The sequence below is a fragment of the Kitasatospora sp. NPDC097643 genome (assembly GCF_040302625.1).
In the GTDB taxonomy this organism is placed as follows: Bacteria; Actinomycetota; Actinomycetes; order Streptomycetales; family Streptomycetaceae; genus Kitasatospora.
Window position 1 is genome coordinate 54,944 of record NZ_JBEOSA010000023.1, and the last position, 23,768, is coordinate 78,711.

Sequence of the window (23,768 nt, forward strand, 5' to 3'; positions counted from 1 at the left end):
GAGCGGCGGAAGCCGGGGCGGTCGAGCGTTGTTGGCATGGGGAGAGCCCGTACGAACGCACAACCCGACGCCAGCGGAAAGGGGGCGCCGACGTGGCCGACACACTCCCCGGGCCGGGCCGCGCCCCCGAGGACGGCGAGTCCGAGGCCCTGGACGCCTACTCGCGGATCGTCACCTCGGTGGCCGCCGCCGTCACCCCCCGGGTGGCCGCCCTCCAGGTCGCCCGACGCGGTCGGGGCGGCTGGTTCGCCACCGCGCTCGGCTCGGCGGTGGTCTTCACCGACGACGGCTTCCTGCTCACCAACGCCCACGTGGTCGGGCACGCCGACGCCGGCACCCTGGCCTTCGCGGACGGCACCACCGCGCCCTTCCACACCATCGGCAGCGACCCGCTCTCCGACCTGGCCGTGCTGCGCGCCGACGGGCCCACCCCGCCCCCGGTCCGGCTCGGCGAGGCCACCGCGCTCCGGGTCGGCCAGCTGGTCGTCGCCGTCGGCAACCCGCTCGGGCTGTCCGGCACCGTCACGGCGGGCGTGGTCAGCGCGCTCGGCCGCTCGCTGCCGACCCGCTCCGGCAGCGCCGTCCGGATCGTCGACGACGTGATCCAGACCGACGCGGCCCTCAACCCCGGCAACTCCGGCGGCGCGCTCACCACCGCGAACGGCGAGGTCGTCGGCATCACCACCGCCGTGGCCGGGCACGGGCTGGGCCTGGCCGTCCCGATCAACACCACCAGCCGGCAGATCATCACCACCCTGCTCGCCGATGGCCGGATCCGCCGTGCCTACCTGGGCCTGGCCGGAGTGCCCGCTCCCCTGCCACCCGCCCTGCGGCAGCGGACCGGGCAGCGCACCGGCCTGCGGATCGTCGAGGTGGTCGCGGGCGGCCCCGCGCACCGCGCCGGACTGCACGAGGGCGACCTGCTCCTCACCGCCGCCACCGAACCGATGGGCAGCGCCCAGGCCCTGCAACGCCTGATGCTCGCCGACGCCATCGGCCGGCCGCTGCCGCTGACCGTGCTGCGCGGCGAGGCACTGGTCGACGTCGTCGCCGTACCGGCGGAGCTGCGCTCGGACGACTGAGGGCTGGCACGCGACCGGCGACCAGCGACCAGCGACCAGCGACCGGGAATCCCATTGCGCCGGTCATCACCCGCTTGACACCGTGGAGGTTTCCGCGACTCCCCCGAGGCTGGGCATGACGATCTACTTCTACGGTGCCGACGAAGTCCCCTACGGCTGCTTCTCCAACTTCTCCGACCACGGCCTGGAGCTCGACGGCGTGTGGTGGCCGACCTCGGAACACTACTTCCAGGCCCAGAAGTTCGTCGGCACCCGGCACGCCGAGCTCGTCCGGCGGGCCCGGACGCCGCTGCGGGCGGCCGAGTTGGGCCGCGACCCGGGCAGGCCGCTGCGGCGGGACTGGGAGCGGGTCAAGGACGACGTGATGCGGCGCGCGGTGGCAGCCAAGTTCCGTACCCACGCGGACATCCGGGCCGTCCTGCTGGCCACCGGGGACGAGGAGATCGTCGAGGACACCACCACCGACCACTACTGGGGCCGGGGGCGGACCGGGACCGGCAGGAACATGCTCGGCCGGATCCTGGTGCGCACCCGTGGCCGGCTGCGCGCCGAGTTCGACGAGGCCCGCCCGCCGCACGACCGCCGCCGGGCCCGGGTTCGCCCGTGAGCCGGTGAACTACCGCTTCATGAGCAGGAGTTCGGGAGCCGGACCGACCGGCAGGTGCCAGCGGGCCCGCCGCTCCAGCGTCTCCAGCTCGGACCGCAGCTCGGGCACCGGCACGGTCAGCACCGGGCAGCCCGCCGCCCGCGCGCAGTGGGCCGACACCGAGCGCCGGAAGCGACGGCGCAACAGGCCCCCGCTCGGGCCGAGGACGAGCAGGTCGTCCGCCCGGTCGGCGAGGTGGACCAGCGCCGGGCCGGTGTCGCCCCGGATCACCACCGGCCGCAGCACGACGCCCGGGTCGGCGCCGCCGAAGGCCGCGTCGAGGGCGTCGCGCAGCCGCTGCTCGGCGGCCTCCCGCACGGCGGTCAGCAGCGGCGGGCAGGGCGAGCGGCGGTAGCCGAGCTCGCCGCCCGGCGGCTCCCAGGCCAGCGCCGGGACCAGCTCGGCCCCGGTCCGCCGCGCCTCGGCCACCCCGTGGTGGAGGGCGGCCAGGCTGCCCAGCGATCCACTGACCCCGACCACCACCCTGGAAGTGCCGCCGCCCCGGTGCCGCCGGTTGCCGTACATGGTCCGTCCTCGTGTCGTCGCGCCCTGTCGTGTCGGCCTCCAGCCAACCCCCGCCCCGGGCACCCGTCGCACGCCCTTGACGCCTCCTTGACGCCCCGGCCCGCCGTCCGTACGCACTCCATACGCCGGCCCCGGCCCAGGGCCTGTCCGGCCGAGGACGTGCAGCTCAGGGGGCGTCCGGGCAGTCCGCGTCGACCCAGGCGGCGGTGAGGTCCCGGCAGACGACGGTGAGCGTGCCGGGCCGGCAGGCCACCTCGTGCGAGCACCCGTGCGCATGGGGCAGGATCTCGTCCAGGATCACGGCCCCGAGGTCGTCCCACTCGGCGCCGTCGGGGCTCTCGATCCGCAGCTCGACGACGCCCGTGTAGCGGATGACCAGATCCTCCTCGTGCTTCCAGCAGTTGTGCCGGAAGTGCGCCTCGACCTCGCCCGCGCGGACGTCGACCCGGTGCGGCGTCAGGTCCTTGACGCAGCGCTGCGAGCCGAAGTTGTAGTGGTCCCGGTCGGTCGCGAACGCCCGGGCCCCGGGCGGCAGGCCCTCGGCGAGCTCCGGCAGGTGCCGCAGGTAGCGGACGGGGCTGATCACACCCGTCAGCGCACCGATCTGGGCGTCGAGGTCGACGTATTCCACCGGCAACTCCTGTGCTGTCGCTGTTCGTTGGTCGAGGGTTTGAGGGGGTTCAGGGGGTAGCCCCAGCACCGTCTCCCCGCCTCCCCTTCGCCGGTCGGCGAACCGACCGTGTCACCTGCACAGACCGTAGCCCCCGCCCGGCGGCCTGGTGTGACCGGCCCTCAGGCCGCGGTGAGGCCGAGGTGGCGCAGGGCGGCGCGGGCCGCGCCGGCGCCGCACATGCCGTGGGCGCCGGGGCCGGGTGGGGTGGCGGCGGAGCAGAGGAGGACGCCGGGCAGGCCGGTGGCGTAGGGGTGGAGGGTGGGGCGGGCGCCGAACAGGAGGCGGGTGGTGGTCTCGGTGCCGGTCATGATGTCGCCGCCGGCGAAGTTGGGGTTGGTGGCGGCGAAGTCGGCGGGGGTGGTGGTGCGCAGGGCGGTGATCCGGTCGCGGGTGCCCGGGGCGAAGCGTTCCAGCTGGCCGAGGACCGCCTCGGTGGCGTCCCCGGCGTAGCCGTACGGGACGTGCGCGTAGGCCCACACGGGGTGCACGGTGCCGACCGACCGGGTGGGGTCGGCCAGGTACTGCTGCCCGACGAGGACGAACGGGCGCTCGGGCAGCCGCCCGGCCGTGACGTCCCGTTCCGCCCGCGCGACCTCGGCGAGCGGGCCGCCGAGGTGCACGGTGCCGGCGCGGCGGGCGTCCGGGTTGGTCCACGGCACGCCCCCGTCGACGGCCAGGTCGAGCTTGAAGGCACCCGGGCCTCGGCGGTACCGCTGGTAGGCGGCTCGTACCCGGGCCGGGAGCCGGTCGCCGTAGAGGCGGGCCACCTGGCCGGGGTCGAGGTCGAGCAGGGTGACGTCGGCGGGCGGGAGCTGGGCGGCCCGGGTGATCCGGACGCCGGTGTGGACGGTGCCGCCGTGGGCGCGCAGGGCCCGTTCCAGGCTGTGGGCGATGGCCTGCGAGCCGCCCTCGGCGACGGCCCAGCCGGCGGCGTGCCCGGCGGTGAGGAGGCCGAGGCCGACGGCGGAGGTGAACGGGCGGTTCAGCGGGCGGAAGGCGTGCGCCGCGGCGCCGGCCCACAGGGCGCGGGCCTGCTCGGTCCGGAACAGCCGCCCGAGGAGGACGGCGGGCAGGGCGGTGGGCAGGCCGAACCGGGCGAGCAGCAGCGGGTGGGCCGGGATCCGCAGCAGCGGGCCCAGGACGTCGTCGGCGAGCGCGTCCCAGGCGCGGACGGAGGGGCCGAGCAGCGCCCGGTAGCGGGGGCCGTCGGCGCCGAGCCGGCGGGCGGTGTCCTCGACGGAACGCAGCAGCACGCCGGCGGTCCCGTCGTCCAGCGGGTGCGCGCAGTCGATCTCGGGCAGCCGCCAGCGCAGCCCGTACCGGGGGAGGTCCAGGGCGCGGAGGGCCGGGGAGGTGACGGTGAGCGGGTGGATGGCCGAGCAGTGGTCGTGCCGGAGTCCGGGCAGGAGGGCCTGGTGGCTGCGGGTGCCGCCGCCGATCTCGTCGGCGGCCTCCAGCAGGGTGACGTCGAGTCCGGCGCGGGCGAGCAGGGCGGCGGCGGTCAGTCCGTTGGGGCCGGCGCCGACGACGACGACGGAGGTCATGGGCCCTCCCCTGGGGACGGCGGGCGGACACCCGCATCGTAGGGCCTGTCTTCAAACTCCCGCCTGCCGTACGACGCCGGGGCACGCGCCCCCGAGCGATGGGCCGGATGGTGCTATCGTCTTTAGCACCATGTTGCTGAAGCTGGACATCGGAGACGCCCGGCCGCTGCACGAGCAGGTCGCGGGCGCGATTCGGCGGGCCGTCGCCGAGGGTGAGTGTGCGCCCGGGGATCGGCTGCCGCCCGCTCGGGAGCTGGCGCGGGCGCTCGGCGTGAACAGCAACACCGTGCTGCGGGGCCTGCGCGCGCTGCGGGACGAGGGGGTGCTGGAGTTCCGCCGCGGGCGTGGCGTCACGATCGCGGCCGCCGCCGACACCCGCTCCGAACTCGCCGAGCGGGTGCGGCAGTTGGTGGCCGACGCGGCCCGGGTCGGGTACAGCAGGAACGATCTCGTGGACATGATCAGGGGGATGTCGTGAACAACGACGGGACGGATGACGGAACGGACGACGGAACGCACCCGGGCACCGAAGGCGCGCACCACGCGGCCCGCCGGGGCGCGCTGTGGGCCGCCGCGGTCTGGTCGGCCGGGGTGCTGGTGCTGCTGCCGGCGCTGCCGTGGGCCGCACGCCACCGGCTGCCGGACCCGGTGGCCACGCACTGGGGCGGGCGGGAGCCGGACGGGTCGATGTCGCTGACGGCGGCCACGCTGCTGCCGGCGGTGCTCTGGCTGGTCGTGGTCGCGGCCGCCGTGATCGTCCACCGGTTCGGGGGCGTACCGGCCCGGGGCGGTGCCGGGGCGCTGCTGGCGGGCGGCAGCGTGCTGCTGACGGGGGTGCAGGCCTCCATCGTGCACGCCAACCTGGACCGCGCCCGCTGGCAGGACGCCTCGTCGATGGACGCCTGGGTGTTGCTCCTGGTCGCGGCCACCGGGATCGCGGCCCTGCTGGCGTGGCTGGCCGCCCGACCGCGCGGCGGCGCCACCCGGTCCGGCGGCCCGGGGTCCGGGTCGAGGTCGGGCGCGGGGTCAGGGCCGGACACGGCAGACGGACGCGAGCCGGTGCTGGAACTCCCGGACGGCGAGCGCGCGGTGTGGCTGTCCCGGGCGGCCAAACCGTGGATGCAACTGATGGCGGCCGTGCTGGGCGTGGGCACGGTGGCCGGCGTGCTGGGCGGGGCGAGCGGGCTGATCGGGTTCAACTGGTCGCTGATCGGGCCGTTGGTGGCCACCGCGGCGCCGTTGCTGTTCTGCTCCTCGGTGCAGGCCCGGGTGACGGCCCGGGGCCTGGACGTCGGTTTCGGCCCGTTCGGCTGGCCCGCCCGGCACTGGTCGCTCGCCGAGATCTCCTCGGCGCGGGCCGAGCGGCGCACGCCGGCCCAGGCGGGCGGCTGGGGGTACCGGATCAACAGCCTCGGCACCACGGTGATGCTGCGGAGCGGCGACTGTCTGGTGGTCCGCGACCGCAAGGGTGCCGAGTTCGCGGTCAGCGTCGACGACGCCGAGCGCGGCGCGGCCCTGCTCAACGCCCTGGCCGCCCGCAGCGGCCACCCCGCCGTCTGACGGTCCGCCGGGAACACCTTAGGGTCCACCTCGCCGACCACCTCCGCAACCACAGCGATCCACAGCCACAGGAGTCACCCGTGTTCGAGTCCCTGTCCGCCTTCACCGTCGCCATCGACTACGGACGGGCGCACACCACCTTCCTGGTCCACGCGGACGGCGCGGCCCAGCCGGTGGCCCGGATGCACAAGGACGCCGCCTACGACCACAGCGCGCCGTACCAGGTGTTCGGCGGCCCCGGACTCGACCAGCTCCTCGGCCACGTGACGGGCTTCGCCGCCATCGGCCCCGACCGCTCGCCGATCGGCAAGGTCGACCACCAGAGCCGTTCCTGGCGGCACGACCTGTGGACCTTCGCGCAGCAGGGCCTGGCCGTACTCGAGGGCGAGCCGGTCGGCCTCGGTAACAAGGCCCGCCGTTCGCTGCCGCTGCTCGACCGGGGCGTGGTCGACGCCGCCCTCACCTTCAAGCTGCGCTACCGGTCCGCCGAGTCGGCGGGCTTCGAACTCACCCGCCACGCCGGGGTGCGGGCCACCTACTCCGTCCAGGTCGACGACCCCCGGATCTCCCGGCTGCTGGTCCTGGCCTGCGTCGCGCACTTCAACACCTACGGGACGGCCGACCCGCGCAAGGCCCTCGTGGACGTGACGGCAAACCCGTTCAAGGCCTGACGACACCGGCGCCCGGGGCACCTGACGGTACGACCAAACCACCCGTTCCGGTGGTGTAGTGCCAGCGTGTGGCGTGGGTACACCAGTTGACAGCCGCGCCGGTGCGGCGGTGCCGCTGACGGCGCCGCCGCGATCCGCCGGGCGGCGGGCGGTCGGCGGGCCGGGGCACCGTGCCCGTGCGGAGGCAAGGAGGCGTCCGTGATCCACGACTGGCGTTCGGGGAGAACCCGGCACGACGGAACCGACGACACCACCACGGAAACCCGGGACCATCAGGACGAACGGACCGTCACGATCCTGCGGCTCGGCATCGGCCTGATCGGGGTGCTGCTGCCCGTGGCGCTGCCCCTGGGGAACTGGCTGTTCGCCGAGCTCAGGGGCCGGAGCACGGCCGGGTTCTGGCCGCCGACGATGAGCTGGTCGTACTACACCAGCTCACGGAACCTCTTCGTCGGCGCCCTGTGCGCGCTCGGGGTGTTCCTGATCTGCTACCGCTTCGACCGCCGGGACGACCGGTGGAGCACGGCGGCCGGCGCGTTCGCGATCGGGGTCGCACTGTTCCCGACCGCCCCCACGAACGCCACCGCGTTCCAGAACACCGTCGGCGCGCTGCACCTCACATTCGCCGTGCTGCTGCTGGTGATGCTGGCGATGTTCTGCCTGTACTCCTTCCGCAACGCCCGGTCCGAGCAGCCGCCCCGGGTCGGCCGGGCGTACCTGACGGCCGGTGTGCTGATCCTGGTGTTCCTGGCGCTGGCCGTGCTCGCGGCGGCGGCCGGGGTCGGCACCGACTGGACGATCCGCCCGCTCTACCTCTGCGAGTGGCTGTCGACCTGGGCGTTCGGCGCCGCCTGGATCGGCGCCGCGCTCGAACTCGCCCACCGCACCGGCGGCGCCCCGGCCCGCTCCCCCGCCCTCCCCCAGCCGCCGGGCGCCCTGCCCGGCACCCCGGTCGAGCCCTGACCGGTCACACCTGACGACAGCGGCGGCCGCGGGTGCACCGGGCCCGGGTCAGCACCTCCCCCGGGCCCCACGTCCGCAGCACCTCCGGCACCCGGACGCTGCCGTCCGCCTGCTGTCACGGAACGGTCAGGCCCCGATGTGCTGGTAGCCCGCCCAGTCCGCCGGGTCCCGCGGGCGCTCCGCCCGCCGCAGCCGGGCGGCGGCGGCCAGGGCCCGGGCGATCCGGCTGTCGGGGGCGCCCGGGATGCGCGCGTCGCCGTAGAAGGAGGCGGCGACGGCGACGGCGCTGCCCTCGGTGACCGGCCAGAGCGTGCCGACGACGTGCCGGTAGCCGGCGAGCTGGAAGGCCGCCGCGACGTGCAGCGGCTCGTCCAGCAGCCGGGTGGAGTCGAGCGCGGTGGAGCAGGCCGACAGGTAGGCGAGCTGGGCGCCGTCCAGCCGCAGCGCCTCCACCTGGCGCGGGGTGAGCCAGGTGTCGTCGGCGAGGGCGAGGCCGGCCTCGCGGTAGCCGTGGCAGGAGAAGTGCACGGCGGCGTACGCGCCGAGCCGGGCCGCCACCTGGTCGGCGGTGCTGGTCGCGTCCAGGTGGTCGGTCCCCCGGACGAGCCGCCCGACCTCGGCGGTCTCCTGCCCGGCCAGCCCCAGCCCGGGCCCTTCGACCGCGAGCAGCGGCCGGGCAGTGGCGCGCGGCGGCCGGGCGCGGGTGTGGTGCAGGGCGCGCAGGGTCGGGGCGTACGAGCTGACCACCCGGTCGAGCAGGCTGTGCGCCGGGGCCTGGCCGCCGTCCGCCGACCGCCCGGCGGCGTGCAGCGGCAGCACGGCGAACGGTCCGGTGGGCACCCACCACAGGCGCGGCAGGGCCTGGCCGGGGCGGTGGGGCAGGTCGAGGGCGGCGAGGACGGGTTCGGCGACGGCCGTCCAGAGCCGGTCGAGCAGCTCGACGAGGCGCTTCTTCGGGTACACCTTCGCGCCGTCCTCCCGCTTCCGGGTGATCTCCTCCAGCTCCACCGCCCAGCCGGCCACCTGCTCCAGCGGGGCGTCCGGGAGCCGCACGGAGGTGCACTGCCCGTCGGCGATCAGGATGGCGTCGGTGCCGCGCAGGTGGCTGCTGGTGAGGGTGACCACCGGTCCGGCCGCGCCGAGGGCGAGCAGCTCGGCGTCCTGCGGGGGCAGCAGCAGGCGTTCGAAGCCGGGCAGGCGGCGGATCCGGCCGAGCAGGACCTCGCGGGCGTGGGCGTCGGCCTGGCGGCGGTCGTGGTCCTCGCCGTGGTCGGCGGTGAGCAGCGCCTCCAGTTCGAGGGCGTGCACGGGGTGTTCGCGGTGGAGCTCGCCGAGGTCGGTGCGACCGGCGAGGCCGCCGGCGAGCAGCACGCCCCGGGCGGCTTCCAGGTGCCGCAGGGCCTGGAGCGGCGGGGCGCCGGCGTTCAGGGCGGCGGCGGCCGCGTCGGCGCCGAGGACGAAGGCGTGGCGGCCGAGCACGCGTTCGAGGTCCTGGCGGCCGAGCCGGGGCGAGGCGAGGAGCGGGACGCTGTCCGCGGCGAAGCCGAGCAGCCGGGCGGCGGCGGGCCAGTCGCCGGCTCCGGCGGCGGCGTGGGCGGCGTTCCGGGCGGTCATGACCAGCTGGGCGGGCGCGGCCGCCGGGTGGGCGAGCAGTCGGTCGGCGTGGCTGAGCAGGTCGGCGAGCAGGGCGGGGTCGGGGGTCTCGTGGTGCTGCGCCGCCCCGGCGGTGACGAGCCCGGCGAGGATCTCGGCCTCGCGGACGCCGCCGGGTACGGCGTCGGCGAGCTGGGCCCGCAGCTGTTCGGCCGCGCCGGGGGCCCAGGGGTTGCCGGTCTCCATCGCCCGGCTGTACTCCGCGAGGGCCCGGCCGGTCGGACTGTCCGACGGTACGTTCAGTCCGCCGTCGGCGAGGCGCCCGCCGAGCGCGGCCAGCGCGTCGAGATCGGGCTCGCCGGGGGCGGTCACCACCTCCCGCAGCGCCTCCACCATGGCCACCAGGCCCGGCTCCGCCTCGGGGTCGACGGCGGCGAGCAGGGCCTCGGCCGTCGCCCGGACGTCGGCCTCCGCCCGCAGCACGGCCGGGGCCCGGTCCCGGTGCTCCGGCTCCTGCGGCGGCCCGCCGGCGAACCAGGCCTCGACGTACCGCTGGACGGCCCGGGAGAACGCCGCCAGCAGGGCCGACACCCGGCGCAGCCGGATCTGCCGCGCGGCGAGCTCCGTCAGCGCCGGATCCCCGGCCAGCTCCTCGGCGCCCGGCAGGACGAGCGGCGGTTCCTCGGGCTCCGCCAGGCCGTCCGAGGAACCGACGGCGCTCCGGCGGGTGCCGCGCAGCGAGTCGAGCAGGTCGCGGGCGTCGGCGCCGGCGAGGCCGTGGCCGGGTGCGGCGAGGACGGCCCGGCAGAGCGCGATGCCCTCGTCGAGCCGGGCGACGGCGCCGGTGTGCTGGTACTCGATGCCGCACAGCCGGGCTCCGGCGAGGCGGGCGGCGGCCAGCCGCTCGGGGTCGGCGGCGGTCCGCCGCGTCCACCGCTCGACGTGGCGCCGGGCGCGGGCGAGCGTCGCGGGGTCGCCGGTGGCGCGGTAGCGCTCGGTCAGGTGGGAGACCACGGAGTCGAGGGCCTGGGTGACGGCCGCGTCGGCGGCGGCCGCGTCGTCCGCGATCCGCAGCGCCAGCTCCTCCAGTTCGGCGCCGAACACGCCGTCCTCGTCCGGGCCGCCGAGCAGTCGGATCGAGAGGAAGGTCAGGTGGGTGGTGAGGTACTGGATCCGGTCCGGGTCGGCCGCTTCGGTGACGGCGACGGCCTGCCGGCCGACGGCGAGGGCGGCCTCCAGCTCGGCCCGGCCTTCCGGGGCCGCCGACTCGACGGGCGCCGAGGCCAGTTCCAGCACGCTGAGGAACCAGGCCCGGTGCGGGTGGCCCGGCGGTGCCTCGGCCAGTGCCTGTTCGGCCGCGGCGCGGGCCGCCCGGCGCAGCGGCTCGGAGCGGCCACGGCGGGCCGCCTCGCCGGTGCGGGCGGCGCCGAGCACGCCGAGCGCCGTCGGGCGCAGCCAGTGACCGGTGGGCAGCCGCTCGGCCACCTGCGCCAGGAGGTCGACTCCCGCCGGCCCCTTGCCGTCCCGCAGCAGTTGCTTGGCCTGGTCGTACCGGCCCACCGTGGCCGTCTCCCCGGCGGTCCGCCCCCACCCGAGCCCGGCGGTGAGGAAGACGCGCAGTTCGGTGACGGCCGCCGTCCGGCCGCCCGCGAGCGCCGCCAGCGGCCACCGGCCGTCCCCCGCCGAGGTCGCCGCCGCCCGCTCGCGCAGCGAGGGCGGCAGCAGCAGCGGGGAGTAGCGGGCGACCATCGTCAGCCACTCGGCGGTGAACGCGACGGTCAGCTGGTCCTCCCGCCCGGCGAGGACGTCGGCCCAGGCCCAGAGGCCGAGCGCCTGTGCCTTGCGGGTCTCGCAGTACGGGGTGTTCTCCGCCCGCCGGAGCAGCGCGGCGCGGTCGCGCAGTGCCTCGCCCCGGCGCAGTCGCAGGTGTTCGCCGGTGGCGGCGTAGGCCAGCAAATGTTCCAGTACTGCAACGAGTTCAGGCTCGGTCCCGACCGGCGGAAAGGCCCCCGCGATAGACATGACGCCCATGGTGCGTCACGCGCGGGGAGGGTGTCAGTGCTTTCGAGGGAAGCCGTGGTCGGCTACGTCTGCGAGTACCTGGAGGAGCTCCGGGAGGAGCTTTCGCCGGGCGAGGTACGGGAGTTGCTGGCGCGGATCGGCCGGGGCGAGGCGACGGCGGAGGAGCTGACGGGGGCGTTGGAGCGGGCGGGGTTCGCGGTGAACGAGGAGGAGATCCGGTCGACTCCGCTGCCCTCGCTGCCGGGTGGCCGACTGGGCGACCCGGACGCGGTGTGGGGTTGCCCGGGTGGTCGGTGCGAACGGCGTTGGCAGCGACGGTTCGTGGGCCAGCCGGTGCCGGCCTGCGGGGTCGACGCGGCGCCGCTGCGGCGCGGCTGACCGGGTGCCGGCGGTGACCTCACTGCTGAAGGGGTTCCTCGGCAAGGCCTCCGAGCGCTGGGCGACCCAACTCGGCCTGCCCGGGCTGCTGTTCCTCACGCTCTGCTGGTCGGCCTACCGGCTGGGGCACGCGGACGCCCTGAACGTCCGTCTGCTGCTGGACGGTTCGGCCGACGTGGTGGATCCGGCGGCCCGCTCGGACGTCCGGGTCGCGGTGCGGCTGGCGCTGGGGGTGGTGTTCGCGGCGCTGGCGGCGACGGTGGTGGGGCTGGCCGTCCGGGAGTTGGGGTCCGTCGTGCAGAAGCTGTGGCTGGGCGAGGGCCGTTGGGGGCTCGGCCGCGCGCGGACGGATCCCGTCACCGGGGCGAGTGCGCCGACATCCGGGATCGGGGCCCGGTTCGGCCGACTGCACGGGGACATCGGGGCCTACTACTCGCTGGACCTGGCCGCCGCCTGGCCGCGCCTCTGGCTCGTGCTGCCCGAGTCGGCCCGGGCCGACCTCACGACGGTCTCGGCCGGCTTCCGGCAGGCCGCCGAGGCGCAGGCCTGGGGGCTGCTCTGCCTCCCGGTGGCCTGCTGGTGGTGGCCGGCGGCCGTCCCGGCAGCCGTCCTGATCGCCACCGGCTGGGGCCGGGGGCGCGCCGCCGCCGAGGAGTTCGCCACCCTGGTGGAGTCCGTGGTCGACGTGCACGGCGCCGCCCTCGCGACCGCCCTGGGCTTCGACTGCCCGGACGGCCGCCTCACCCCGGAAACCGGACAGCGGGTCAGCGACCACCTGGCCCGCCGCCGTCCCCTCCGCCGCCGCCCGCCCCGCCCGGCGGCGGCCGACCCCGCCCGGGGGCCCGCCGAGAACTGACTGGCCAGCTCGGGCCTGCTGAGGGAGCTCAGCGCACGGCAGCCGCCAGGCGGTGGGCCGCGGCGGTGAGGTCGGCCGGTTCGGGGGCGGCGGCGAAGGCCAGGCGCAGGCGGGGGCCGGGCGGTTCGGTCGGGTAGTGGTGGCGGCCGGGGTCGACGGCCACGCCGTGGGCGCGGGCGGCGTCGGTGACGGCCTGTTCGTCGAGCCCGGCGGGCAGCCGCAGCCACAGGTGCAGGCCGCCGTCGGGGACGCGGGCGAGGGTCCAGTCGGGCAGCTCGCGGGTGACGGCGTCGGCCAGGACGGCGCAGCGCTGGTGCAGCGCGCCGGCCAGGGCCCGCAGGTGGCGGTCCCAGGCGGGGGTGCTGAGCAGTTCGACGGCGGCCTCCTGGAGCGGGCGGGCGATGAAGAAGTCGTCGACCCGGCGCATGGCGAGCAACCGCCGCATGACCGGGCCGCGGGCGACCACGGCGCCGATCCGCATGCTGGGCGAGGCCGGTTTGGTCAGCGAGGTGAGGTGGACGACCGTGCCGTCCTGGTCGTCGGCGACCAGCGGGCGGGGCAGTGGGCGGCCGTGGCCGAGGTGGCGGGCGAAGTCGTCCTCGATCAGGAACGCACCGGCCGCCCGGGTCACGTCGACGACCTGGCGGCGCCGTTCGGCGGTGAGCACGGTGCCGGTGGGGTTGTGGACGGTGGGCTGGCAGTAGAACAGCCGGGCGCCGGTCATCGCGAAGGCGTCGGCGAGCAGGTCGGGGCGGACCCCGTCCCGGTCCATCGGGACGGGCACCGGGCGCAGCCCGGCGGCGCGGGCGGCCGCGAGCACGCCGGGGTAGGTCGGCGACTCGACCAGGACCGGGCTGCCCGGCGCGGCGACGGCGCGCAGCAGCATGGACAGGGCGCCCTGGCTGCCGCCGGTGACCAGGACGTCCTGCGGGCCGACGTCGCCGCCGACCTGGCGGGCCAGGATCGTGCGCAGCGTCGTCAGGCCGGCCGCCGGGGCGCGGTGCCAGGCGTCCGGGCGGCGGGCGGCGCGGGCCAGGGCGGCGCCGAGCGCCCGGGTCGGCTGGAGGTTCTCGTGCAGGTAGCCGCCGGACAGCGCGATGGTGCCCGCCGGTACCTCCCCGGCCGGCCCGGGCTCGGCGGGCTCGGCGACGTCGAGGTGACGGCCCGCCAGGGCGACGGCCTGCCAGGAGGTGTCGGCCTCGGCGGCCGCCGGGCGCCGTCCGCGTGCGGTCACGTACGTCCCGCTGCCGGGCCTGGTGACGACCGCGCCCTCGGCGGCCAGCAGCGCGATGGCCCGGGCGACGGTGACCGGGCCGACGCCGTGACGGGCGATCAGGTCCCGGCTGCTGGGCAATCGGTCGCCCGGGGAGAGGCGGCCGATCTCGGTCCGGAGGATCGCCACCAGGGTCTCGATACTGCTACCGTCAGACATGAAGAATGAGAATAGCGCTTTCATCCAGCCGACGGAACCGCTCCTCGACCTCGCCGCCCTGCGGGCCGACACCCCCGGCTGCCGGGCCGTCATCCACTTCAACAACGCCGGCTGCGGACTGATGGCCCGTCCGGTGCTCCAGGCGAGCGTCGACCACCTCCAGTTGGAGGCCGCGATCGGCGGCTACGAGGCCGCGGCGGCCCGGGCCGGGCAGGTCGCCGACTTCTATGCCGCGCTCGCCGAGCTGCTGCACACCCGCCCCCGGAACATCGCCTTCGCCGGCAGCGCGACCCACGCCTACACCAAGGCCCTCTCCGCGATCGACTTCCGGCCCGGCGACGTCGTCCTCACCACCCGCAACGACTTCGTCTCCAACCAGATCGCCTTCCTCGCCCTGCGCCGGCGTCACGGCGTCCGGATCGTCCACGCCCCGGACCGCCCGGACGGCAGCGGCGTCGACGTCGAGGCGATGGCCGCCCTGATGCGCGCCCACCGCCCCCGGCTGGTCGCCGTCACCCACGTGCCCACCAACTCCGGGCTCGTCCAGTCGATCGCCGAGATCGGCCGGCACTGCCGCGAGCTCGACCTGCTGTACCTGGTCGACGCCTGCCAGTCGGTCGGCCAGTACCCGCTCGACGTCGAGCGGATCGGCTGCGACCTGCTCACCGCCACCTGCCGCAAGTTCCTGCGCGGGCCGCGCGGTTCGGGCTTCCTCTACGTCTCCGACCGGGTTCTGGAGGCCGGGTACGAGCCGCTGTTCATCGACATGCACGGCGCCCGCTGGGTCGCTCCCGGGCACTACCGCCCGGTCGACACGGCGGCCCGCTTCGAGGAGTGGGAGTTCCCGTACGCCACCGTGCTCGGCTGCGCCGCCGCCGTCCGCTACGCGCTGCGGGTCGGCCTGGAGCCGATCTCCCGCCGCACCCCGGCCCTCGCCGGACGGCTGCGCGAACGGCTGGCCGCCCTCCCCGGGGTACGGACCCTGGACGGCGGCCCCGCCCCGGCCGCCCTGGTCACCTTCGCGATCGACGGCTGGCAGCCGGAGCCGTTCAAGGCCGCGATGGACGCCCGCGGCATCAACTCGGCGCTCAGCTACCGGGAGTTCGCCCAGTTCGACTTCGCCGACAAGGAGGTCGAGTGGTGCCTGCGGCTCTCCCCGCACTACTACAACACCGAGGAGGAGGTCGACACCGTGGCCGCCACGGTCGCCGAGCTCGCGAACGGGAGCGCCCGATGACCACGACCACGACCACCCCCGCCACCGGCACACCGGCGACTCAAAGCCTGTGGCACAACCGCGACTTCCTGCGGTTCTGGCTCGGCGAGACGGTCTCGCTGCTCGGCACCCAGGTCACCAACCTCGCCCTCCCGCTCACCGCCATCGGCGCGTTCGGCGCCAGCGACGAACAGGTCGGCCTGCTGCGCTTCCTCCAGCTCGTCCCCTACCTCGGACTGGCCCTGCTGATCGGCGTCTGGACCGACCGGGTGCGCCGGCGGCCGGTCATGCTCGGCGCCAACCTGGTCCGGCTGGTGCTGCTCGCCCTCGTCCCGCTGCTGTACTGGTGGGACGCCCTCGACCTGCCCGTGCTGATGGCGATCGCCTGCGCGGTCGGCGTCGCCTCGGTGGTGTTCGACGTCAGCTGGATGTCCTACGTGCCGGTGCTGGTCCGCAGCCCCGAACGCTACGTCGAGGCGAGCGCCCGGATGGGCGCCGCCTCCTCCGCCGCCGACGTCGCCGGGCCCGGCCTCGCCGGCGTCCTGGTCTCGGCGCTCGGCGCCCCCGTCGCCCTGATCGTCGACGCCTGCTCCTACGCGGTGTCCGTCCTCTCCCTGCTGCTGATCCGCACCCGCGAACCCGCGCCCGCCCCGACCGCCGAACGGCACCTGCTGCGCGAACTCCGCGAGGGCCTCGGCTGGGTGCTGCGCAACGACGTGCTGCGGGCCCTCGCGCTGATCGGCTTCTGCTGCAACTTCTCGATGATCACCACCTGGACGATGTTCCTGCTCTACGGCACCCACGACGTGCACCTCGACTCGGCCACCCTCGGCGCCGTGCTCGCCACCGCCTCCGTCGGCGGGCTGGTCGGCGCGGTGATCTCCGGTCGGGTGATCGCCCGCTTCCCGCTCGGCCGGGTCTACCTGGTCGCCCAGTCCGCCCTGCTGCTGGGCCCGGCCCTGCTCCCGGCCGCGGCCGGCCCCCGGCCGCTGATGGTCGCCCTCTTCGTCCTCTCCTTCTTCACCACCTACCTGGGCCTCGGCGTCGCGGGGGTCGTCATCGTCAGTCTCCGCCAGGCGCTCACCCCTCAGCCCCTGATGGGCCGGATGACCGCCGCCTTCCGCACCCTGCTCTTCGGCGGCGGCGCCCTCGGCGGCCTCGCCGCCGGCCTGCTCACCGGTCACCTGGGCGCCCGCGGCGCCCTCACCGTCGCCGCCGTCGGCTCGGCGGCGGTCGTCATCGCCCTCGTGCTCTCCCCCGTCGTCCGCCTGCGGGAGCTCCCCACGGCCCCACCGGAGCCCGCGGCCTGAACCCGCACCACGGCCCGGCCCGGCGCACCGCGCCGCTGCTCAGGCGGCCCGGCGCCGGCGCCAGTGGTGGACGACCTGGACGGCAGGCGGGGCGGGCCGGCTCGGGGTCGGGTGCAGGGCCTCCCAGATGACCTTCACCACACCCGCGACGGCGTGGACGAAGGCCGCGACGGTCATCGTGACGAGACCGATGAGCACCAGGCCCACCTTGCCGGTCGCCTCGTCGCCGACACGGCCGGTGCGGCCGCCCGCCGACGTCCGGACCGCGGTGTCGGGCGGTCCCAGGATCTCCCTGACGATCTCCGCGATGGCATGGGCGAGCGCACCGAGCCCCAGGCTCAGCGCGCCGATCACGAACCAGCCGATCCTGCCGACCTCGGTCGGCGGCTGGAGAGTTGCGGGCAGGTTCTCCGGGCGAACGCTGGACATCCGTCTCGCCTCCTCGCGTGGGGCGCCTCGTACTCTGCCACCCTCCCAGCCGGGTGCGCGGACGGCATCACCTGGGACGGGTCATCCTCCGGCCGGGCGCTCGACGGCGGGGCGGACACAGCGCCAGTCGGCCGTCCACTGCCACACGTTGCCGGTCATGTTGTACAGGCCGTAGCCGTTCGGCTCGAAGGCGTCGACCGGGCAGGTACCGAGGTAGCCGTCCGCCAGGGTGTTGCGGCCGGGGAAGGTGGCGTTCCAGACGTTCATCCGGTGTCGCCCGCCGGGGCGCAGCCGGTCCCCCCAGGGGAAGGCCCGGCCCGCCAGCCCGCCGCGTGCGGCGTACTCCCACTGCGCCTCGGTGGGCAGCCGGCTCCCGGCCCAGGCGCAGTAGGCCGTCGCGTCGTACCAGGACACGTGCACCACCGGGTGGTCCCCGCGGCCGGCGAGGTCGGAGCCGGGTCCCTCCGGGCGCCGCCAGTGGGCACCGGGCACCTCGCGCCACCAGGGGGCCGCGGCCACGCCCCGGGTCGCCGGGAAGTCGTCCGGCAGCAGCCCGCCGAACACGAACGAGGCTCCGTACCGCTCGGCGTCGGTGACGTGCCCGGTGGCCTCGACGAACGCCGCGAACCGTGCGTTGGTCACACAGTGCGCGTCGATGGCGAACGGACCGACGCGGACGCGGCGCACCGGTCCCTCGCCGTCCTCCGGGTAGGCGAGGGCCTCCTCGCTGCCCATCCGGAACCAGCCGCCCGCCAGCGCGACCGTCCCACCGTCGTCGTCTCCGGCCGGGCCCGGGCCCGGGTCCGGGTCCGGGCCCGGGCCGGGCGCGGGCGTCGGTGGTCCCACCGCTCCGCCGCCGCGTCCGGGCGTGCAGCAGGACGGGGTCTCCCCGCCCGTCCGGCCCACCCGGCGGGCGCGTTCCGAAGAGCCGGGCCGCGACGTCACGACCGGTCACCCGCCATCGGCGTGCCGAGCCAGCGCGGGAACGGCCCCGAGCTCGCGATCACCTGTCCCAGGGTCAGGCCGACGACCAGGACGCAGCCGACGGCGATCAGCCAGGACAGCATCGTGAACACCAGGCCGAGGGCACCGAACTGGTCGATGCTGCGGCGGAGGCTCTGCGGTGTCACCAGGCGCGAGGCGTGCAGGAAGGCGACCATGCCACCGCCGGCCAGCACCGCCCCCGGCAGCAGCGGCAACCAGCCGATCCGTCCGCCGAGCAGCAGGTGCTGGGTCCACCACCAGAGCAGGACGGAGGCCGTCAGCGACAACAGCACCCCCACCCACGCACCGGCGCCGAACCCGTGCCGCAGCGGGGCCTGGAGGAGCAGGACGGCCAGCCAGCCGAGCAGCCAGGCCAGCCACCGCCAGGCGGTGAGCCGGGCGCCTCCCTTCGGCAGGTCCCAGCACCGTTCGCAGATCCGCTGGATCGCCCGGCTCAACGCGGTGGCGGAGAGCAGGGTGACCACGATGCCCACGGCCCCGAAGCTCTGCCCGGTCGTGCCGTGCGCGGCGAAGGTGCGCCGCACCTCCTCGACGGGCGCGCTGTCCCCCATCAGGGCTTTGAAGTCGTCGGCCACCAGGTTCTTCACGGGCTTCGGGGTGAAGGCGGCCGCCACGATCAGCAGGGGCAGGGCGGCGAGGAAGACCTGCGCGGCCAGCCGCGCGGCGGCCTCCATCGTGTTGACCTCGTTCAACCGGCGGAGCATCCGGCCCAGCACCGGCACCCGGGTGGGCAGGTCGGCGGCCGCGCGGGTCAGACCGGTCAGCCGGCTCCGTCCGCCGGTGCCGGGGCGGTCCGGGCCGTCGGCGTCGGCGTCGGCGTCAGAGCTGTCCCCGGGCCGGTTCATACTCCATTCCTCGCACAGCGGCTCGTCGGGCACCACCGGGGGTGGCCCCGCTCGCCCGGACAGCGCACCCGAACGTGCCAGCGCCCTCACCGTCCGTACCAATGGACCTGAGTGGCACCACGGCCACCCGTCCGCTGGAGCGCCGATGACCAGCTCACCCGAGCCGTCCGAGAAGTCCGAGAAGCCCGCGGCAGCACCCGCGCAGCACCAGTCGCGGGCGGTCCGCATCGTGCTGAGCACCCTCTCCGCCGTGCTCATCACGATCGGCTGCATCCTCGTGCCGGTCTCCCTGATCACCGTCTGGGTGCACGACATCGCCCTCGACACCGATCAGTACGTCAAGACGGTCGCCCCGCTCGCCTCCAATCCGGCCATCGAGGCGGCGGCGGCCAAGCGGATCACCGAGGCGGTCGACGTCCGGGTGGACGGCAAGGAGATCACCTCCGACGTCGCCTCCTGGCTCGAATCCCAGGGGCTGCCGCCGCGCGCCGCCAACGCGGTCAAGGCGCTCGGGCCGCAGCTCGACTCGGCCGTGAACAGCGCCGTCAGCAAGGTGGCCACCCGGTTCGTGCAGAGCGACCGGTTCGAGACCATCTGGACCACGGCCAACCGCGCCGCCCACGCCGCCATCGTGCACGCGCTGACCGGCCAGGGCCGGGGCGCGATCGGCGTGAGCGAGGGCACCGTGACCCTCGACGTCGGCACCGCCGTCGACAAGGTCAAGGAGGATCTGGTCGACGCCGGGATCTCCCCCGCGGAGAAGATCCCCGAGATCAACAAGCAGCTGGTGCTGTTCAAGTCCGACAAGCTCGCCAAGATGCAGGACGCCGCCCATCTGCTCGACGTCGTCGGCAACTGGATGCCGATCCTCACCGTGCTGTTCCTCGCGATCGGGGTGGTCCTGGCCCGACGGCGCCGCCGGGCGATGGTGAGCGCCGCCCTCGGCGTGGCCTTCTCCTCGCTGCTGGTGGCCATCGGCCTGGTGATCGCCCGCCGCTACTACCTCGACCACCTGCCCGCCCAGGTGCAGTCCAAGGCCGCGGCCGCCGCGATCTTCGACACGCTGCTGCGCTTCCTGAAGGTCAGCGTGCGCACCGCGGTCGTGCTCGGCATCGTGGTGGCGCTCGGCGCCTACCTGTCCGGCGCGGGCCGCCTGCCGCGCGCCGTGCAGCGGACGGCCGACCACGGCGCCGACTCCGCCGCGCGGTGGGGTGACGCGCACGGGGTGCACACCGGGCGGGTCGGCACCTGGACCGACGCCCACCGGCGCTGGATCGCCCTCGGCGCGGTGCTGGTGCTGGCCCTGGTGTTCGCCCTGTGGAACCACCCGACGGCGCTGACCATCGTGCTGCTGGTGGTCATCCTGCTGGCGCTGCTCGCCATCCTGGCCCTGCTGTCCGCGACCGGCCGGGTCGACCGACCGGCCGAACCGGCCCTGCCGGTCGGACCGCCCCCGCCGGGCGGGCCGGGCGCAGCGGGTGGGCCGAGCACACCGGGCGAACCGGGCGGGCCGACCGGACCGACGGGACCGACGGGACCGAGCACACCGGGTGAACCGGGCGGGCCGACCGGACCGACGGGACCGACGGGACCGAGCACACCGGGTGAACCAGGCGGGCCGACCGGACCGACGGGACCGAGCACACCGGGTGAACCAGGCGGACCGACTGAACCGGGCGAACCGGGTGGGCCCACCAAGCAGTCGTGACCCCTCAGGGGCTCAGGCGCCGCAGCGCCGGATGATCCACCCGGCGCCGCCGGCGACCGCCGCGCAGCGGCGCCGGATCCGCTCCGACCGGCCGTGCGGCACGGTGTGCGGCGGCCGGCCCGAGCCGGTCGGCTCGCCCGCTCCGGCACGCAGCCGCGCGGATCCGGACGCCGCCGGCCGCGGTACCCGGCCTTGGGTGCGGGTGTACGCGAACGCCGTCATCTCCCCGTCCTCCTTCGCCTCACCGGCCGACCGCCGCCGACTCGCCCGCCACGGGTGAGGGCCTCAGTCGGGCAGCAGCCGCATCTCCAGGACCCGCAGGCCCACCGCCTGGAAGCGCCCCAGCAGCCCGTACAGGTGGGCCTCGTCGGTCACCGTGCCGATGAACAGGGTCTGGTCGGGGAGGGGTACGCGGTCAAGTTCGGGGAAGGCTGCGCCGAGCACCTCCGACACACAGCCGGCGACCCTGAATTCGTAGCGCATGCGCCTTCTCCCCGGGCCCGAGACCTGGCTTGTCCTGGCCACCATGGTCGCGCCCACCCGCCGGGTGTACGTCGCCTGGTTCGGGTGGTTCGCGCCCGCCGGGCCGGTCAGAGCCGGTTCAGAGCATCCCCAGTTCGCGGGCCCGGCGGACGGCCTCGCTGCGGCGGGTGACGCAGAGCTTGCGGTAGATGCTCTTGAGGTGGGTCTTGACGGTGTTGGCGGAGACGTAGAGCGCGGCGGCGATCTCCTCCGTGGAGAGCATCTGCGCGGCCTGGTCCAGCACCTCCCGCTCGCGCTCGCTCAGCTGCTCCACCATCCCGGGTGACAGACCACGGGCGTCGGCCGGCAGGCCCCCCGGGGTCCGGGCGGGCAGCCAGGAGTGGGCCTGGGCGAGGTGCGGGTCGACGCCCAGCAGCCGGCGCACCCACGGGCCGCTCTCGACGAACACCCGGCGCAGCTCCTCCGGTCGGGCGATGCCGAGGGCCCGGCCCAGCAGCCGCCGGGCCTCCTCGGACTGTCCGCCGTCGGCCGCCGCCTGGGCCCGCAGCAGGCACACCTGGGTCCGGCCGGCCACCGTGCCGGGTTCGCCGCCGGGCAGCGCGGCCAGCAGCTCCAGCGCCCGCTCGCGCTGCCCGTCCGCCAGCAGCGCCCGTGCCTCGGCCACGGTGTGCTCGGGCCGTCCGGACGGGGCGGCGTCCAGGGCCCGGAGCGCGGCGGCGGGGTCGCGGTGGGCCAGGTGGGCGTGAGCTTCGGCGATGGCCAGTTCGTCCACCGTCCACGCGGACAGCCGCGCGGAGACCGGGCCGCGGCCCACCGTGTGCAGCAGGGCCAGGGCCCGCTGCCACTCCCCGTCGGCGACCGCGAGCCTGGCCCCGATGACGGCCGCGCCCACCGCGGCGACGGGTTCGGCCGGCAGGCCGTCCTGCCCGGTGGTCGCCAGGGCCAGCTGGGACCTGGCGGTCGGCAGGTCGTCGTGCTCGGCCGCGACGCCCGCCAGCACCAGGTGGTCGAGCGGAGGCCGGTCCGGCGGCAGCGCGGCCCCCTCGGCGACGGCGAGCGATTCGCGGGCGTGCGCCTCGGCCTTCCGCAGCCGCCCCTGGAGCAGCTCGACCAGGGCCAGGGCGCCCAGCGAGTCGCAGAGCGGGTACTCCGTCCCCGCCGGCCCGCACGCCTCGACCGCCGCGACCAGTTCGGTCTCGGCCCGGTCGAGGTTGCCCGCGCCGAGTTCGGCCGAGCCGAGGCCGGCCAGCACCAGGGCGCGGATCTCCGGGTGCGCGGCCGCCAGCCGGGGTGGCACCTCGGCCAGCAGGCCCTCGGCGTCGGCCGCGGCCTCCTCGGCGGCCGGCAGGTCGGCGGCCAACCGGCCCGCCAGTACCCGGACGAGCGCCCTGCCCAGCAGCAATTCGGCGGGCGTCTGCGGGCCGGTGCACCGGTCGGCACGCCGCAGCCCCTCCTCGCAGCCGGCCAGGTCGTGCTCCGCGAGCCGGCAGGCCGCCGTCACCAGGGCGGGTGTCGCACCGGGGACGTCCGGCGGCATGGCGGCGAACACCCGGCCCAGCCGTTCGGTGTCCAGCCCGGTGAACAGGGAGGTGACGGCCAGGTTGTCGACCAGTTGCGCGGCGGCGAACTCCCAGTCCGCGGCCGCGGCGGCGTGTTCCACGGCCTCGTTGAGCCGCCGCTCACCGGCGAACCAACGGGCTGCCCGACTGTGCAGCTGGGCCTCCAACCCCGGTTCCCGGTACCGGAGATGGGCGTGCAGCACCTCGGCGAACAGCGGGTGCAGCCGGTACGCGAGGGAGCCGTCCACCGGCTCCACGAAGGCGTTGCGGCGGGCCAAGCCGGCGAGCGTCCAGGCGGCGTCCTGACGGCCGGTCAGGGCGTCCGCGAGCCCGGGGGTGATCGGATCGGCGATGCAGCTGCGCAGCAGCAGGTCCTGGGTGGGCAGGGGTTCGGCGTCCAGCACCTCGGCCAGCAGGTAGTCGGCGATCGTGGTGCGGTCGGCGGCGAACTCCCGGATGAAGGTCCACGGATCGCCGGTGTGCTGCATCGCCAGCGCGCACAGGCGCAGCCCGGCGGCCCAGCCCTCGGTGCGCTCGATCAGCAGCCGCACGCCCGCCTCGGGGATGTCCAGTCCGTGGCCGGCCAGCAGTTCCCGGGTCTCCGCCTCGGTGAAGCGCAGATCGGCGTTGCGGACCTCGGTGATCTCACCGGCGGTCCGGTACCGGTGCAGCGGCAGCAGCGGCTCGGAGCGGCCGAGCAGGACGAGCCGCAGGCCCCCGCAGGCGTGCCGCAGGAGGAACTGCAGCCCGTCGACGAGGGCGGGCGCGGTGGCGGCGTCCACGTGGTCGATCACCAGGACCACCGGTTCGGCGCCCTCGGACAGCACGTCGGCCAGGCGCGTCAGCAGTGAGCGGTCCACTCCTTCGGCCCGGGCCGGCCGGCCCAGCCCGGCCGGTGTGCGGACACCGCCGCGGCGCAGCGCCTCCAGGGCGTAGGCCCAGAAGACGCCGGGGGCGTCGTCGGCCTCGGCGGTCAGCCAGGTGGTCGGGTACGGGGAGCGGCCGCTCGCGACCCAGTCGGCGACCAGCACGGTCTTGCCCGCTCCGGCCGGCCCGTTGACGAGGGTGAGCGGCCCCTCGACACCGGAGGTGAGCAGGTCGAGCGGGCCGGGCCGGCGCACCAGCACCCGCGGCACCGCCGGAACGTCGAACCGGGCCGCCAACAGCGGATCACCGGCGGGCAACGGCGGCCGGGGCGGCTCCGGGGAGCCTGGTTCTGCGGGGTTCTGCATCTGGTCACCGGGGGTGCGGGCTGGGTCTGCCACGGG

General features: G+C 75.9%; 21 protein-coding genes and 1 pseudogene. 11 read left to right on the top strand and 11 right to left on the bottom strand.

Annotated features, from left to right (window positions below):
• Positions 1-92 precede the first annotated feature (92 nt).
• Both ABTY15_RS17055 and ybiA read left to right on the top strand, forming a co-directional pair.
• Positions 93-1,082 (top strand): S1C family serine protease, encoded by a 990-nt coding sequence (locus ABTY15_RS17055; protein WP_350588859.1) that lies wholly within the window; start codon positions 93-95, stop codon positions 1,080-1,082.
• A gap of 115 nt (positions 1,083-1,197) precedes the next feature.
• The gene (gene ybiA, locus ABTY15_RS17060) at positions 1,198-1,689 is read left to right on the top strand and encodes a riboflavin biosynthesis intermediates N-glycosidase (RefSeq protein WP_350588862.1); all 492 of its coding nucleotides are present in this window, start codon (positions 1,198-1,200) and stop codon (positions 1,687-1,689) included.
• A gap of 9 nt (positions 1,690-1,698) precedes the next feature.
• Here the strand turns inward: ybiA and ABTY15_RS17065 are convergent, their stop codons facing one another.
• The 3 genes from ABTY15_RS17065 to ABTY15_RS17075 form a co-directional block, all read right to left on the bottom strand.
• Complete coding sequence (locus ABTY15_RS17065) at positions 1,699-2,253, bottom strand: universal stress protein (RefSeq protein WP_350588863.1); 555 nt, start codon at positions 2,251-2,253, stop codon at positions 1,699-1,701.
• Between the two features lie 166 nt (positions 2,254-2,419).
• Complete coding sequence (locus ABTY15_RS17070; protein ID WP_350588864.1) at positions 2,420-2,884, bottom strand: hypothetical protein; 465 nt, start codon at positions 2,882-2,884, stop codon at positions 2,420-2,422.
• 161 nt (positions 2,885-3,045) lie between these two features.
• Positions 3,046-4,470, bottom strand: a complete 1,425-nt coding sequence (locus ABTY15_RS17075) for a phytoene desaturase family protein (RefSeq protein WP_350588865.1) — start codon at positions 4,468-4,470, stop codon at positions 3,046-3,048.
• A gap of 130 nt (positions 4,471-4,600) precedes the next feature.
• Between ABTY15_RS17075 and ABTY15_RS17080 the strand changes: the two genes are divergently transcribed.
• The 4 genes from ABTY15_RS17080 to ABTY15_RS17095 all read left to right on the top strand — a co-directional run bounded on the left by ABTY15_RS17080 (position 4,601) and on the right by ABTY15_RS17095 (position 7,664).
• On the top strand, positions 4,601-4,948 hold the full coding sequence (locus tag ABTY15_RS17080; protein WP_350588867.1) for a GntR family transcriptional regulator: 348 nt from the start codon (positions 4,601-4,603) through the stop codon (positions 4,946-4,948).
• On the top strand, positions 4,945-6,030 hold the full coding sequence (locus ABTY15_RS17085) for a DUF1648 domain-containing protein (protein WP_350588868.1): 1,086 nt from the start codon (positions 4,945-4,947) through the stop codon (positions 6,028-6,030). The genes ABTY15_RS17080 and ABTY15_RS17085 overlap by 4 nt, the downstream gene beginning before the upstream one ends.
• An 80-nt stretch (positions 6,031-6,110) precedes the next feature.
• A complete protein-coding gene (locus tag ABTY15_RS17090; RefSeq protein ID WP_350588869.1) occupies positions 6,111-6,701 on the top strand; it encodes a hypothetical protein in 591 nt (196 codons plus the stop codon).
• Positions 6,702-6,899: 198 nt separating this feature from the next.
• Positions 6,900-7,664, top strand: a complete 765-nt coding sequence (locus tag ABTY15_RS17095) for a hypothetical protein (protein WP_350588870.1) — start codon at positions 6,900-6,902, stop codon at positions 7,662-7,664.
• 126 nt (positions 7,665-7,790) lie between these two features.
• Here ABTY15_RS17095 and ABTY15_RS17100 read toward each other — a convergent pair whose 3' ends face one another.
• Positions 7,791-11,213, bottom strand: coding sequence for a CHAT domain-containing protein (locus tag ABTY15_RS17100; protein WP_350588871.1), 3,423 nt, complete (start codon positions 11,211-11,213; stop codon positions 7,791-7,793).
• 102 nt (positions 11,214-11,315) lie between these two features.
• Between ABTY15_RS17100 and ABTY15_RS17105 the strand changes: the two genes are divergently transcribed.
• Both ABTY15_RS17105 and ABTY15_RS17110 read left to right on the top strand, forming a co-directional pair.
• Complete coding sequence (locus tag ABTY15_RS17105) at positions 11,316-11,657, top strand: hypothetical protein (protein ID WP_350588872.1); 342 nt, start codon at positions 11,316-11,318, stop codon at positions 11,655-11,657.
• Positions 11,658-11,670: 13 nt separating this feature from the next.
• A complete protein-coding gene (locus ABTY15_RS17110; RefSeq protein WP_350588873.1) occupies positions 11,671-12,513 on the top strand; it encodes a hypothetical protein in 843 nt (280 codons plus the stop codon).
• 28 nt (positions 12,514-12,541) lie between these two features.
• On the opposite strand, the gene ABTY15_RS17115 is transcribed toward ABTY15_RS17110, so the two are convergent.
• Complete coding sequence (locus ABTY15_RS17115; protein WP_350588874.1) at positions 12,542-13,945, bottom strand: aminotransferase-like domain-containing protein; 1,404 nt, start codon at positions 13,943-13,945, stop codon at positions 12,542-12,544.
• On the opposite strand from ABTY15_RS17115, the gene ABTY15_RS17120 reads away from it, so the two are divergent.
• Positions 13,944-15,182: an aminotransferase class V-fold PLP-dependent enzyme gene (locus tag ABTY15_RS17120; protein ID WP_350588875.1), complete on the top strand. Its 1,239-nt coding sequence runs from the start codon at positions 13,944-13,946 to the stop codon at positions 15,180-15,182. The genes ABTY15_RS17115 and ABTY15_RS17120 overlap by 2 nt on opposite strands.
• Positions 15,179-16,471, top strand: a complete 1,293-nt coding sequence (locus tag ABTY15_RS17125; RefSeq protein ID WP_350588877.1) for an MFS transporter — start codon at positions 15,179-15,181, stop codon at positions 16,469-16,471. Before ABTY15_RS17120 ends, ABTY15_RS17125 begins: the two co-directional genes overlap by 4 nt.
• 39 nt (positions 16,472-16,510) lie before the next feature.
• Here ABTY15_RS17125 and ABTY15_RS17130 read toward each other — a convergent pair whose 3' ends face one another.
• The 3 genes and pseudogenes from ABTY15_RS17130 to ABTY15_RS17140 all read right to left on the bottom strand — a co-directional run bounded on the left by ABTY15_RS17130 (position 16,511) and on the right by ABTY15_RS17140 (position 18,750).
• Positions 16,511-16,900 (bottom strand): hypothetical protein, encoded by a 390-nt coding sequence (locus tag ABTY15_RS17130; protein WP_350588879.1) that lies wholly within the window; start codon positions 16,898-16,900, stop codon positions 16,511-16,513.
• Between the two features lie 87 nt (positions 16,901-16,987).
• Positions 16,988-17,806: pseudogene (locus tag ABTY15_RS17135) on the bottom strand (formylglycine-generating enzyme family protein); the annotation flags it as partial.
• 35 nt (positions 17,807-17,841) lie between these two features.
• The gene (locus ABTY15_RS17140) at positions 17,842-18,750 is read right to left on the bottom strand and encodes a YhjD/YihY/BrkB family envelope integrity protein (RefSeq protein ID WP_350588882.1); all 909 of its coding nucleotides are present in this window, start codon (positions 18,748-18,750) and stop codon (positions 17,842-17,844) included.
• Positions 18,751-18,895: 145 nt separating this feature from the next.
• On the opposite strand from ABTY15_RS17140, the gene ABTY15_RS17145 reads away from it, so the two are divergent.
• Positions 18,896-20,458, top strand: coding sequence for a hypothetical protein (locus ABTY15_RS17145; RefSeq protein ID WP_350588884.1), 1,563 nt, complete (start codon positions 18,896-18,898; stop codon positions 20,456-20,458).
• A 12-nt stretch (positions 20,459-20,470) separates the two neighbouring features.
• Here ABTY15_RS17145 and ABTY15_RS17150 read toward each other — a convergent pair whose 3' ends face one another.
• The 3 genes from ABTY15_RS17150 to ABTY15_RS17160 form a co-directional block, all read right to left on the bottom strand.
• Positions 20,471-20,680, bottom strand: coding sequence for a hypothetical protein (locus ABTY15_RS17150; protein WP_350588885.1), 210 nt, complete (start codon positions 20,678-20,680; stop codon positions 20,471-20,473).
• Between the two features lie 63 nt (positions 20,681-20,743).
• Positions 20,744-20,941 carry a DUF8691 family protein gene (locus tag ABTY15_RS17155; RefSeq protein ID WP_350588886.1) on the bottom strand — a complete coding sequence of 66 codons (198 nt, stop codon included), beginning with the start codon at positions 20,939-20,941 and terminating at the stop codon, positions 20,744-20,746.
• Positions 20,942-21,059: 118 nt separating this feature from the next.
• Complete coding sequence (locus tag ABTY15_RS17160; protein WP_350588887.1) at positions 21,060-23,765, bottom strand: winged helix-turn-helix domain-containing protein; 2,706 nt, start codon at positions 23,763-23,765, stop codon at positions 21,060-21,062.
• Positions 23,766-23,768 lie beyond the last annotated feature (3 nt).